Genomic DNA, 14739 nt, shown 5'->3' with positions numbered 1-14739 from the left:
TGGTCATGCTCTTTGGTTACAGTTATAACATTACTAATAATTTGCTCTGTTATCTTTTTTTGCTGAGGAAAGACAGAGGATTTGTATTGTTTGTGAAATGGGATGTTCAATGTAATCATGATATTCGTCGAGGGCGGTTTTAACTTCTATTAAACTAAAGGATTGTTTATGGGGAAATCATCAAACAGGAGCGCGGAATATTTCTTTACCGGGAATTATTTCGCTGATGACAATGATAATGACATTGAGGCCATTGGATTTGGGGGTTACATTTATGCCTGCGGAGGAAATGACCATATTACGCTGGGGTCGATTGCCGCCAAAGTCTATACCGGCACAGGTAATGATACCGTAGTTGGTGGTGCAGCATATTTATCGGTCGAGGATTCTACCGGTAATCTGACCGTAAAAGGTGGTGCGGGTTACGTTGATATTGATAAAGATGGTGATGGTGATATTTCGTTTTTTGGCGCTGCGGGTGGCGTTGTTATGGATCATACCGGCCATCACGGTGATTTGGACTTTACCGGCACGGCTATTTATAACGAAATGAACCGTGACGGTTTGACGGGTAATATGATCTTCGAAGGTTCGGGCGGTTACAACAAATTATGGCACGAAACCAATCAGGGCAATTTATACTTTAATGGTGCTGGCGCGGGTAACAAAATCGACCGCACTTGGTATGACAATTACAATGGAAGCCGTGGCGATGTCACATTTAATGGCGCAGGGGCTGCAAACAGTATTAGCTCGCGGATAGAGAGCGGTGATATTGTTTTCAATGGGGCCGGTGCTGATAATCACATTATACGTAGAGGTAAAGAAGGTAATATTATCTTGCATGGTGCAGGGGCATTGAACCGAATTAAGCGTATTCGCCAAAAAGAAGATATTTATGCGCAGACTCGTGGTGATATTTCCTTTGAAGGTCTAGGGGGTTATAACAAAATTTATTCTGATGTTGCACACGGTAATATTCATTTCTCCGGTGCCGGTGCTTACAACGAAATATCTAGAATAGGTATGAATGACGATTTTCGTGATGAGGCGCTGGAATATACTCAAGTTCAAGATATCATATTAACTACAGCAACGATGGGTGGAAGTTGGATTCAAAAAAACCAGCAAGTGACAGGCATTAAATCAACGACTGAGCCTGATACTTATCTCTTTGCGTTTGTTGACGAAATGTATACAAAAATCAGCAAAATTCAGCTCCAAAATGATCCCGAAACCGGTAAGCTCAATTATTACGCCACCTCTTGGTATAAGGAAGGTAATTACCTTAATGGTCTCGCTTCAACGGAAATTTCTTCTGGTAATGGCTTTGTCAATACCAATACCAACGATGCTTATCGTCTTTTTAATTTAATGATTGAACATCACCAACCGATCACTATTCATGCGGTTGGAGAGGGTTTGTCTGAAAACGAGTGGGTTATTTGTGCTGGCGGGGTAATAGTCAGGGCGGAAGATATTACCCTCTTTGAGGCAAAGATGGGAGGGTATGCGATCTTTTCTGATCGTCAGAAAGTTGATGTTGCCGCGATGAGATCGAATCGTCAACCAAATACGTATGTGTATGCCAAGTATCTGGAATCATGCACTAAAGTAGTGGTAGTTAAATTGGAAAATGATCCTGTTACGCAGGAACTTAAATATTTTGCCAGCGCGTGGTACAAAGCGGGTGATCATACCGGTAATTTGGCAAATGAAGATATTTCGCTGGCGAACGGTTATCGCGCTATAAATGCGGGTGGCTGCACACTAAGTCAACTGCAATATAGTCTTAATACAACAATACGTCGTGCTTCTGATCGATTAGCGCATACCGAAGAGTATCGTCAGCAAGAACTTGTGAACTCATTTGCCCGTAATGGTGAGAGCTCCGGTGATATTCAATTTAGTGGCGCTGGCGGTGGAAATATTATTATATCCAGCGTCACGCAAGGCAATGTTAATTTTAACGGTGCTGGTGCTGCTAACGTCCTTGTTCATCAGAGTCAGCGTGGAGAAATGGATGTTAATGCCGGAGGGGTGGCAAATGTTGTGGTGCGGGTTGGGGATGGACGATTTCTGGCTCATCTTTTGGCAGTGGGTAATATCTCGATCCATAAAGGTAATGGTAATAGCCGGGTGGTGATGCTAGGTGGCTACAATACGCACACGCAGATAGGCAAGGGTAGAGCGAGCTGGTTAGGTGCCGGTGGTTTTAATGTCATGACCCAAAAAGGCAGTGGCCGTGTTTCCTCGGTATTGGTGGGTGGTGCCAATGTCCTGACTAAGCTTGGTGCCGGTGATTTGGTTTCCGGTATGCTCGGTGGCGCTAACGTTATCACGCATATCACTGATGATGCCGAAATGTCGAATACCCGGGCAATTGCATTGGGTGGGGCTAATGTTCTTACCAGGAAAGGGCATGGTGATGTACTAGCAGTCATGGGCGGCGGCGCAAACGTTCTGACTCATATTGGTAACGGGAATACGACAGGTGTGATGCTCGGTGGTGCCAATATCCTGACCAAAATAGGAGACGGCGATACTACTGGCACTCTGTTTGGGGTAGGTAATGTACTGACCCATGTCGGTAGCGGCCAGACTTTGGCGGTGATGGGGGCCGCAGGCAATCTCTTGACCAGAGTCGGGGATGGAGTTGTGATTGCCGCCATGATTGGTGCAGGCAACCTATTTACTCATGTTGGTAAAGGCGATATATGGGCATTGATGGGGGGTGCAGTAAACATCTTTACTAAAGTGGGTGACGGTAATGCGTTGGCACTGATGATAGCCGCAGGTAACGTGTTTACGCATATTGGGGATGGTACCAGTGTTGCCCTGATGCTGGCAAAAGGCAATGTTGCGACTAAAGTGGGTAATGGTATGACGCTGGCCGCAATGATTGGTGGGGCCAATATCTTTACCCATGTCGGGAATGGTAATACTTTTGTGGCTATGATCGGTGGGGCCAATGTGCTGACCAAAGTCGGTAATGACCTGACCGCCGCCTTAATGGTAGGGAAAGCCAATATCTATTCGCATGTGGGCAATGGCACCAGTATCGGTTTGTTTGCCGGTGAACTGAACGTGATGACGAAAGTCGGTGATGGTACAACGTTGGCGGCCATGTTTGGTCAGGCTAATATCATGACCCATGTTGGCAATGGCTTAACCGGTGTTTTGGCATTAGGAGAAGCGAATGTTGTTACCAAAACTGGTAATGATTTTATGGGGGTTGTTGCGGGGGCGAAAGCGAACGTTATTACGCATGTAGGCAACTCGATGACTGCTGGCGTACTGCTTGGCGAAGGTAATATTCTGACCAAAGTGGGAGAGGGGACAACCGTCGGCTTGCTGGTGTCGAATGTGGGGAATGTCATGACCCATGTTGGTCATGGCACAACGGTGGGGTTTGCCAAAGGTAAAGCCAATATCATCACGAAGGTTGGTAATGGTACCGGCGTAAATGCGGTTTGGGGTGAAGCGAATATCCTGACCCAAGTGGGAAGTGGTGACCGTTATAACTTCGCGAAAGGTCAAGCGAACATCATAACCAAAGTGGGTGATGGACAAGAAGTGACGATCGTTCAGGGTGACGCCAATATTATCACTCATGTTGGTCACGGTAATGATTACACTGGCGCTTGGGGCAAAGCGAATGTCATTACCAAGGTCGGTGATGGGCGTAATGTGGTGTTGGCTAAAGGTAAGGCTAACATTGTCACTCAGGTAGGTAACGGTGACAGTTTTAATGCCTTATGGAGTGAAGGCAATGTTGTCACCAAAGTGGGTGATGGCATGCAAGTCACCGTGGCAAAAGGCAAAGCGAATATCACCACCACTGTGGGAAATGGCTTAAATGTAACAGCGACGCATGGCGACCTGAATGTGAATACCAAAGTGGGTGAGGGTGTTTCCGTTAACGTGGCGTGGGGTAATTTCAATGTTAATACTGAGGTTGGTAATGGCCTGAATGTTGCGGTGATGAAAGGTAAAAATAACACCAATATTCATATTGGTGATGGTCTGGGGATGAATGCCTCTTATGCACACAATAATGTGGCGATTAAGATTGGCAACGGTGATTTCTATAGTTTCTCTGTTGCAGAAAGCAATACGCAAAGCAACAGACTCTCTTCCTTCTTTGAACAGATCAAGCAGACAGCGTTAGGTGTAGGGGGCAGTCAGGCGATCAACTATCTGGTTCAGGGCGGTGAGGCTAATACGTCTGGGATGCACAAAGGCAGAGGGGCGATTCATTTAGCCGAAGTTTCTGCTATTGATGGTTTTAAGATAGATGAAATTGCGCCGGTAAGTTCAGATTTAAGCGGTCGTTTGAGAGGTTCTGTAACAGCGGTCGAAACGCCTGAGCTCGGAAGTATCCATGATTCATTGAATATTAACGAAAGCAATGCTCCGGGGCAGGAAGCCAATCTGATCATCAATGGTAATTTTGAACAAGTTAATTATGGCTGGCTGACAACTAATGGTATTGAAGCATCTCACTCAGCCGGTACTTATGGTCTTGATAACAAGGGGCATGGAGAACGCGTCAGTGAACTTGATGCGGATGTGAACACCACGATTTATCAGGATTTACAAAACTTGTTCGAAGGAGAAGTTATTTCACTGAGCTTTGATTTTGCCAATCGTCATAATGCTTATCTTACTAACAATGGCATGGATGTTTTCTGGAATGGTGAACGGGTATTCTCAACTTCTGGAGATGTCGCTGGATGGCAAAACAAAACGTTGGCGCTAACAGCAAAAACGGGTAGTAACCGAATCGAATTTAAGGGTACAGGTTTAAATGATGGCGTAGGTTATATTCTCGATAATATTGTTGCGAAATCTGAGAGCTCACTACCCGCCAAGTCTGTTATCGAACAGGCGAAACAGGATAATGCGGCGCAAAATGCGTTAAGTGATAAAGATAGAGCTGAAGAAGATCGCCGTCTCTTAGAACAAGAAAAAGAGCAGCAACTGGCAGCAATTGCAGGAATGCAGACTCAACTGGAATCAACAGATCAGGCAGCGCTAAACACCAATGGGCAAGCGCAGCGTGATGCGGTAAAAGAAGAATCACACGCAGTAACAGATGAACTGCTCTCCATGACTCAAGGTCTGGATGCACTGAATGACGTTGATAATTACCACGGTAAATCAGGTAACCAATGGCGTAATCAATTTGCCGCTGGATTATTGAACAATGTTCAGAGTCAATGGGAACGCACCAAATCTACTACACAGGAAGAGTTATTTAATGCTCAGCAAAATGTTACCGATAATCAACAACAAGTAAAAAAAGCGATTGCGCAATCGGAGGCTGGTGTAGCGAAAAGTGAGCAGCATCGTATTGGTGTGCAACAAGATGTCATAGATGCTTATAAAAGAATAAATTTGAAAGCGGTACAGTTACAACAACAGCGAGCAGAAAAAGCCAAAAATGAGGCTAACGTTGCCTACCAAGAGGCGGAGAATCGAGGCAAACAGGATATTGCCGTGGCTGAGGATAAAGTGGTTCAGGCACAGACTAATGCAAAGGAAGCGAAACAGAGAGACAATGCTAAACCGCAGCGAGTGGGTGCCCTTGGCAGTGGTTTGTCTGGAGAGGCTTACCAGTCCACGGCTATAGTTGAAACTAGCAGTTATGTTAACCCCGAGTTTGTTGTACAGGCAGATGGACGATTCAGTGCAGGATTGATGGAAGAAGATCTGGCCGTACTGAAAGAGGCAAAAAACAGGATTAATCAGTTGCCGGTCAATAAGCTAGCACTGTTGGATAAAAATCTGCTGACAACATCTTCTCAACATCGTGGGGCAATCAAAGGGGATGTGCTACAAAAAATTGATAATAAGATCTTCGACCTTATCGCGAATGGGAAAGCGCTGGAGGCTTATTCATTCCATTTTAGCCAGGATGGTAATGTGTTGGAAAAAATCAGCAAAATCATCCCGGAAATTGGCAGTGTGCTCCTGACTAAAGGGGATACCGCTGAGTCTAAAAAGTTCATGCAAGGATTGTGTTTTGCTTTATCTGCCCGTTACTTAATGGAAGAACGTGTACAGGGTTCAGGGGGAGGTAAAGCTTATATGTTGTGGTTAAAAGACACGGTAAAAGCCTATAACGACAAATCAGTCAATAAGAAAGCCGATATTAACGCCATTGAATCGGCTTTGTTGATTCAATATCGCCGTCAAAATATTGGGCTGGTTATTGAAGATTTATTATCGATGCAGTACAGCCAGTCTATGGATAGCTCTACCCCTGAAGCTTATAGAAAAGCGAATGCTGCTTATGGCGGCAAATTGAAAGCTAATGGATTGGCCGGGCCGAATATTAATAATGCACTGAATTACTCTGTTGAAGGCTATGAATCCGTCATGGATAAGTTGCGTCATGTGAGAAAGTCGACTTACATATCATTCATGTCTGAAGAACATGCCATGTCCGTTGTGGTGCATAAAAAACTTAATCAAACAGTTTGGTCATTTTATGATCCTAATTATGGTGGTAAATCGTTTGCTAACTATAACGATTTCCGCCGTTTTATGGATACGTTTCATAAAGGGTTTATAACGAGTTATAAATTCCAGGCAAGTAAAGAGTCTGGCCAAAGCTTTTATATTCACTTTAATAAGTTTGAAGAGGGAACCATTGCGAGATATGACGGCGTTTGGAAAACGTCACGTGATGGTGAACAAAACTACGTATTGCGTGCATTGAAAGAGCAAGGCACGGTATTTAACTTAGGTTCAAACGTCACTGGGCGTGTCATTGATTACCGGAAAGGTGATATCACCTTGGAAGTAACGGCTAAGCAAGGTAAACAAACGAAGAAGGTTCTGGTTGACGTTGAGAGCAATAACTTTAAGCAAGCTGCCAGCTTTGTGCAGTCGAATATCAATAAAGTCCTCTCTTATCCGGCAGCAAACCGGCTGATACTGAAAGTGCCGGTTGAGGGGGATGCGGCAAGCCCCTTACTGGAAAAATGGTCATCAAGTGACGCGATCAAAAATAAAAATGCAGAGGCGTGGGAGCAGGTAACCGTCACCCCACAAACCGATGATCGTACAACTCGTTTTAGTCATCAGGTCATTATTCAAATGGAGGATGACCCGGTCGTTGCCAAAGCCGCCGCCAATCTGGCCGGTAAACACCCAGATTCCAGTGTGGTTGTACAACTCGATGCTGACGGTAAATATCGTGTCGTTTATGGCGACTCTGCCAGATTATCCGGTAAGTTAACCCGAATTCTGGATAAGAAATTGACGAGAAGCCTGTTCCAGGAGCAAAGTTTTGGTGTGCACCAAAAACAGCTCCGAGGGGGGAACAGGCTATGGACAACTTAGTTGAAATTTTCTGTGATGTCGATGATTTTTGCCGTTTTTTCATCCCTCAATGGGAACAATTTTGTCTCGATAGCGGGCATCGTTTACGCCGCCGACAAGGTCATATGTATCCCAGTGAAATCATGACCATTTTGATCCTTTTTCATATGTCGCATTACCGTGATTTTAAACATTTTTATCTAGAACATATTTGGAAATATCACCATAAGGATTTTCCAACCTTGCTTAGCTATCCTCGTTTTGTCAGTGTGGCTCCTTCCGTTTTGGTGCCATTATGCAGCTATCTGACTCAATTAAAAGGGAAACCCACAGGCATTGCTTTTATTGATTCCACCCGTTTGAGTGTCTGCCATAACATTCGCATCCCTCGACATAAGGTCTTTGCGGGGATAGCAAAGCGCGGAAAAAATTCAATGGGCTGGTTTTACGGTTTCAAATTACACCTGGTTGTCAATCATCAGGGTGAAATTCTCGCGCTTAAAGTGACTCCGGGTAATGTGGATGATCGGGAACCTGTTCGTGAATTATCAAAAGAATTAACGGGTTCTCTTTACGGTGACAAAGGTTACCTCAGCCAGGAATTGGCGGACGATTTAGCTAAAACCGATGTCACTTTCATCACGAAAAAACGGCGTAACATGAAAGCGAGTATGCAAGCTGAGTGGGATAAGATAATGTTAAAAAAGCGTTTTATCATTGAAACGATTAATGGGCAATTAAAAACTCTTTCTCAAATAGAGCATTCCCGCCACCGAAGTATAAAAGGCTTTCTGTTGTGCGTTTTAGGTGGATTGATTGCTTACTGCCTTAAATTGAAGAAGCCATCACTGAAAGTTTTCTACTCAGAAGACGATTTTTCAATGACGGATTAAGCAGAATTCGGGTTAAGTTACGTTGGCAAATTGTTGGTCATGGCCGTGATACGTCGGCGCAAAATAACATTCGCCTGAGTGGTTACACTGCCGACGAACTTGCTGTGAGACTAAAGCAGTTCAGTCACGATCTTAAACCGGTGGGCAAACTTGACCATATCAGCCTCGTGGGGTGTTCTTTGATCAGTGATGATAAGCGGGACGGTTTTGCTCGTCGCTTTATCACAGCGTTAGATAAGCAAGGTATTCGCAGTCATGTTTCTGCCCGCCGTAGCGAAGTCGCGATTGATGCAACAGGCCGTAAATTGACCCGTGATGCAAACAACCAATGGGTTAATAACTTGCCTGATAACAAAATTGTATTCGAATGGAATAAACAGGGTGAATTGACGCCCCGTACAGAAAGGGTGATTCGCGGAATTACTGAAAGTGACATCACCCTTGCCAAAGTGGGATATACCGGTGCTGATGTGGTGACGAGAGGGGCAGTTGCAGATTATCGTTATCCTTTTACTGCGCCAAAGAAACGTGAAAATACCATTCAGATTGACGCCAATAATAAATCGAATAATCAGCTTAGCTACTCCGGCAACATTCAGGTTAATGTGGGTGAAGGGGAGTTTACTGCGCTCAATTGGGGAACATCAAATGTCGGTATTAAAGTGGGTAACGGAGGCTTTAAATCGCTGGCCTTCGGTGACAATAATGTGATGGTTCATCTCGGTGACGGAGATAGCAAACACAGCTTCGATATCAGGGGTTATCAGGCGCTTGAAGGGGCGCAGATGTTTATTGGTAATCGTAATGTCAGCTTCAATCAGGGCAGCAGTAATGACCTGATTGTGATGATGGATAAATCCATGCCAACGCCGCCGTTGGTTAATCCATTTGATGGCGTGATGCATGTCACCGGAGTACTACAAAGTATTGCTCACTTTGGCGAAGAACGGGATGGGTTAATCGCGCAAGATCAGCAATGGACACTCACCGGTGCGAGCAAATTTGTACGGGATATGTCCGGTTTGGATCAAACCAGCAGTGTGAACTACAAAACGCTGGTTGAGCTGGATTTACAGCATGAACGTAGTAGCCGCGGTGTGAAGCGAGATATTGAAACCACATTGAATAAAAAATATCACCAATGGCTAACCTGCAATGTGACTGATATGGGCACAATGAGCCGCGCAAATAGATTCCGTCAGGCTAATGAGAAGTTGGCTTTTAACTTTGCCGTCGGGGGGCAGGGGGCAGATATTCAGGTAACAGCCGGTAACTGGAATTTTATGTTCGGTGACCATATCCAGTCGATTCTGGATACCAACCTGGGTTCGTTGTTTGGCCTGATGACGCAGCAATATTCGGCAACGGGTATGGTGAAGACTACGTTTACCTATCATCCGCAAGATTTGCCGCGTCAGCTTAAGAACAAATTGCTTGGCCGGTTAGCCAGTGTAAACGAGGAGACGACTTTAGCGGACATTTTTGGCGTCAATTATACCGCAGAGGGACAAATGGTTTCCTGTACAGGAGAACCGGTTGATGGCGAAGCGATTCTGCGAGAAATGCTGGCCGTGATTGCAGAGTTTAGTGGGGATCAACTGAAAGCGTTTACAAATCCGAAGAAGTTGCTTGATGGTTTGAAAGCGGGTATGGATATGGGGGCGGATGGCATCAGATCATTTGCAGAAAGTCATGGCCTGCAAGGGAAAGCGCCTGACGAAAACCATACACCGGAATCTCCAGTGAGTGTCGATGGAAAGCGTGCTCAGGCCGATGATAAAGCAAAACCTGCATTTGGCTTTAACTCACTGAATTTGCCTAATCTGTTTGCAACGATGTTCAGTAAAGATAAGCAGACAGAAATGCACTCCTTAGTCACGCATCTGAAAGAGAACTTGACGGCTGATTTGCTTAATATGGAGGAAAAAACGTTTGATTTCCTGCGTAACAGCGGCCATTTGCATGATGATGGCGATATCCATATCTCGTTGGGGAACTATAACTTCAACTGGGGGGGTGACGGTAAAGATCTTGGTGCTTATCTGGGCGATAACAACAACTTCTGGGGTGGTCGCGGTGATGATGTTTATTATTCAATTGGTACTTCCAACCTCTTTACAGGCGGTGAAGGAGATGATCTGGGCGTCCTGATGGGACGTGAAAACTGGATGTTTGGCGGTCATGGCGATGATACCGCAGTGGTGGCTGGGCGAATTAACCATGTATTTATGGGTGAAGGCAATGACCAGGCATTTGTTTTTGGCGAAGGTGGTTTTATTGAGGCGGGTAACGGACAGGATTACGTCGTCGCTTCCGGCAACTATAACCGGGTGGATAGCGGTGAAGGTCAGGATTATGTTGTCACCATCGGCAATAATAACCAGATTGAGTTAGGTGAAGGCAATGATTTTGCCAGAGTATTTGGTAATGACAACCGGATCGACGGCTATTTCGGCAATGATGCGATAAAACTGATGGGCTACCATGCGGTAATTAACGGTGGAGAAGGTGATGATCATCTGATAGCCGCAGCGATTTCGAAGTTCAGTGAGTTTAATGGCGGTGATGGTCAGGATCTGCTGGTGCTGGGTGGGTATCAGAACCGCTTCCACGGTGGTTCGGGGGCAGACAGTTTTATGGTTAGCGGAGAGGTGATTGATACATCGGTCAATGATATCAGCGCAGAAGACATGATATTGCTTAATAACGTTGACTGGCGAAACCTATGGTTGCAGCGCAGCGGATATGATCTGGTGTTGTCGGTGAAGCGCCAAACTCGGGACAACGATGCTCAGGGGGTGTTTGAGTCAGTAGGTTCGGTGACATTTGATAATTACTTTAATGGCAATCGTGCCAAATTGGTGACTCAGATAGGTGATAAGAACGCATTAGGGAAGCGTGAATTTACTGCACTGTCAGATAATGTGGTGGATTCTTTGATCCAGGCAATGAGTAGTTTTGCTCCGACAGTCGGTGATAATGGTTTTATTGAGGGGCTGGAGAGTCAAGCGAAAGTGGCTATTACAACGGCATGGACCGATGTCACGATTGGCAAAGGGAAATTTGCCTAATTAACTTCATGATAATTAAGTGGCTCAAGATAAGTGAGCCACTTTTATCGCTAATTAACCGGTTTTCTACATTAATTCCGTATTAGTATTAAGGAAATGATGAATTGCCTTTAACACTGCGTCGGGTTTTTCTGCGTGAACCCAGTGATCGCAACCGGCGATAACCCAAGCTTTGGCTTGTGGAAATTGTCTGGTGATATTATTCCGGTACTCTTCCTGGATATAAGAGGAAAGGCCGCCACGAATAAACAGGGCAGGGCGAGGCCATGTAGGGATTTCTTGCCAGCCGATGATCTTTTCATACTGGTTAATTAATACCGGTAAATTGAATTTCCATTCCCCCTGATGGAATGATTTCAGTAAAAACTGAATGACACCTTCTTCCTGAATATTTTCTCGCATAATCTTAGCGGCGTCTTGACGGGATTTAACTCCGGCTGCTGTCACTTTGTTCAGTGCGGTAAAAATTTGGTCATGACGGTGAACCTGATAGGCAACGGGGGCTATATCAATAAGAACAATTTTTTCTATCCGCTCTGGTGCTAGTGCAGTCATTGCCATCGCGATCTTACCGCCCATTGAATGACCAATAATAATGGCGGACTGAATTTGCAGATGATCCAGCAGGGAAATAACATCTTGTGCCATATCGTGGTAATCCATGTTATTTGCCCGTGGAGATAAACCGTGATTGCGTACATCGACTTGAATGACGGGATAGTATTGCTGCAAATCACGAGCCAAAACCCCAAGATTATTGAGATCACCGAATAACCCGTGGATTAATACCACAGGGATAGGAGAGAGCGGATTTTCCGGTATCTGCATATGGTAGTTTAATGGGTTGACTAATTTCATGATGAGAATTGTTTTCTTTCAGGTATTGATATCATGCCGTGTATATTGTTGCTTAAATTATAAAAAAGCAACCAGGCTGTACAATTATAGTTAATAATTTCTTATAATTACATCGTTCTCAAAATGTTCATGTATCAAAAACTTGTTAATTTTTCTATAGTAATACTTAATGAATTGAAAAATAAAGGTTCTTCGAATAAATAATATTTTTAAATGGAAAGTTTTAAATAACTTGTGAGATGATTATTGGTTCAATCATCTTAGTGGGGTTATTGATTGTGTGTTTATGTGATCTATATCTTAAAAAATTGTGTGTTAATTTTAATTTTTTGTGAAAAAATAATGAAAATTTACTTTATATTTTATTAAATAAAGGTATAAAGTGCATTTAACAAAAACTATATCGTTCTAATAAGAATAAATAGAATCTGATTTATACTATGGATTAGGGAATTAAGAAGTGAAGAAAAATTTACTAAAGAGTCTTTATTTTCAAGTTTTGCTCGCAATAACTATCGGTATACTTCTGGGTCATTTCTATCCGGAGCTTGGTACAGAAATGAAGCCATTGGGTGATGGATTTGTTAAATTAATCAAAATGGTTATTGCTCCTGTTATTTTCTGTACTGTTGTAACTGGCATTGCAGGTATGGAAAGTATGAAAGCTGTTGGTAAAACGGGCGCTATTGCACTGGTGTATTTTGAAATAGTTAGCACAATTGCTTTGATTATTGGGCTAATTGTTGTCAATGTTATGCAGCCTGGTGCAGGGATGAATATTGATCCCTCTACGTTAGATGTTAAAGCGGTATCCCTATATGCGGAGAAGGCTGCTGAACAAGGGATAATAGCATTTTTACTTGATGTTATTCCGGCCAGTGTCATCGGGGCATTTGCCAGTGGTAATATTTTGCAGGTCTTATTATTTGCTGTGTTATTTGGTTTTGCACTTCATCGTTTAGGAGAGAAAGGGAAACCAATCTTCAATATTATTGATGGTTTTTCGCATGTCATTTTCGGTATTATCAATATGATAATGCGATTGGCTCCTTTAGGTGCTTTTGGTGCAATGGCATTTACCATCGGTAAATATGGTATTGGTACGTTGGTACAATTAGGACAATTAATAGTTTGCTTTTATATCACCTGTATTCTTTTTGTTATATTTGTTTTAGGGACAATTGCAAAAGCGACAGGATTTAGTATATTCCGGTTTATTAATTACATTAAAGAAGAGTTATTAATTGTATTGGGAACATCATCTTCTGAATCTGCATTACCGCGTATGTTAGATAAAATGGAGAAAGCGGGATGCCAGAAATCTGTTGTTGGATTGGTAATACCGACGGGATACTCTTTTAATCTGGATGGCACCTCTATTTACCTGACAATGGCTGCGGTATTTATTGCTCAAGCAACAAATACTCATATGGATATTGTGCATCAAATAACGCTATTGGTTGTATTACTTTTATCTTCTAAAGGTGCTGCTGGCGTAACAGGTAGTGGGTTTATTGTATTAGCTGCGACAATTTCTGCTGTTGGGCATTTACCACTAGCTGGGCTGGCATTAATCTTGGGAATAGATCGTTTCATGTCAGAAGCAAGAGCTTTAACAAATCTGATTGGCAATGGTGTTGCAACGATTGTGGTCGCGAAACGTTGTCGTCAGCTTGATGAAGGCAAATTAAACGAAGTGTTAAATGCCAAATAAGCAAAATCTTTAGGTTTTTATCTATTCGATGACCAATTAATAAAATGATGCCGACCTTTGGTCGGCATTAATTCTAATCAATAATAGAGTACCGTGTAATTTGAAAAAGCTGACTATTTGAATGGATAGCATTTCTGTATTGTACTGATTATTGATATATGTGATTTATTTCAGTTGAGATGTAGCGAAAGGTTTCAAAGAAATGGATAGGGCAACATAAGCAGGTTGGTGACAATGTGGTCAATATTATCTCTAGAGTTGGGTGTTTTGGTAGTCAGTGCTGGAGAGTGGTCTTGTTTACCTGAATCAGATAAAGAAATCAGGTTTTATAGGGTGGCATAATTAGGTATATAACGCGTAATTAAGGAAGATGAATAACAAAACGCCATGTAGGGCTTACATTGAATAGCACAAAATGGTAAATTAACTAAACGTCAACAACTTAATAATATGAAATGTTTAAAAAATTAACTTTACCATTAACTGCCATATTTCTTTCTGGATGTGTTCACACTACTCCTATGCCTGTTCAAATATCACAACCTGGTGACAATTTGATGTCATGCGAGTCTGTCATTTTTGAAATGGAGAAAATGCAGAATCTTGTTAAACAGAAGGATAGTGAATTGAATGGACAAATAGCGAAAAATTCAGCCTTGGGTGTCACTGGAGTGTTTTTGCTGATTCCGCTTTTCTTCATAGATACTAGCGATGCAAAAACGGTAGAAGGAAAGGCAGCAAAAGATAGGTACGAAAAACTACAGCAAATCTATCGTGATAAAAGCTGTGCAGAGAAAGAAAAAAAGTAAAAATTCTATTTTGAATAAAAGCGCCAAGTAAGGCGCTTATTTTTTGTATGGATAAGAGAATC

The 14739-nt window shown here is 43.1% G+C and carries 5 protein-coding genes and 1 pseudogene; 5 read left to right on the top strand and 1 reads right to left on the bottom strand.

The features are described from left to right. The first annotated feature begins 168 nt into the window (after window positions 1–168). From rtxA to PluTT01m_RS16565, 3 genes and pseudogenes are all read left to right on the top strand, one after another. Window positions 169–7353 (top strand): MARTX multifunctional-autoprocessing repeats-in-toxin holotoxin RtxA, encoded by a 7185-nt coding sequence (gene rtxA, locus PluTT01m_RS16575; protein WP_082303130.1) that lies wholly within the window; start codon window positions 169–171, stop codon window positions 7351–7353. Further along, complete coding sequence (locus PluTT01m_RS16570) at window positions 7341–8225, top strand: IS982-like element ISPlu6 family transposase (protein ID WP_011144786.1); 885 nt, start codon at window positions 7341–7343, stop codon at window positions 8223–8225. Before rtxA ends, PluTT01m_RS16570 begins: the two co-directional genes overlap by 13 nt. Window positions 8226–8236: 11 nt before the next feature. Further along, window positions 8237–11296 (top strand): annotated as a pseudogene (locus PluTT01m_RS16565) (C80 family cysteine peptidase); the annotation flags it as partial. A gap of 66 nt (window positions 11297–11362) precedes the next feature. On the opposite strand, the gene ybfF reads toward PluTT01m_RS16565, so the two are convergent. After that, window positions 11363–12124 carry an esterase gene (ybfF, locus tag PluTT01m_RS16560; RefSeq protein WP_415881255.1) on the bottom strand — a complete coding sequence of 254 codons (762 nt, stop codon included), beginning with the start codon at window positions 12122–12124 and terminating at the stop codon, window positions 11363–11365. A 490-nt stretch (window positions 12125–12614) separates the two neighbouring features. On the opposite strand from ybfF, the gene PluTT01m_RS16555 reads away from it, so the two are divergent. Together PluTT01m_RS16555 and PluTT01m_RS16550 are read left to right on the top strand one after the other, a co-directional pair. Continuing rightward, a complete protein-coding gene (locus tag PluTT01m_RS16555; protein WP_011147412.1) occupies window positions 12615–13868 on the top strand; it encodes a dicarboxylate/amino acid:cation symporter in 1254 nt (417 codons plus the stop codon). Between the two features lie 455 nt (window positions 13869–14323). Further along, entirely contained in the window at window positions 14324–14677 is a 354-nt protein-coding gene (locus tag PluTT01m_RS16550) for a hypothetical protein (RefSeq protein WP_011147411.1), read from the top strand. Window positions 14678–14739: the final 62 nt, after the last annotated feature.

This window comes from Photorhabdus laumondii subsp. laumondii, assembly GCF_003343245.1.
GTDB lineage: Bacteria > Pseudomonadota > Gammaproteobacteria > Enterobacterales > Enterobacteriaceae > Photorhabdus > Photorhabdus laumondii.
The sequence above is the reverse complement of the archived record's forward strand: the minus strand, read 5'-3'. Positions and strand labels throughout refer to the sequence as shown.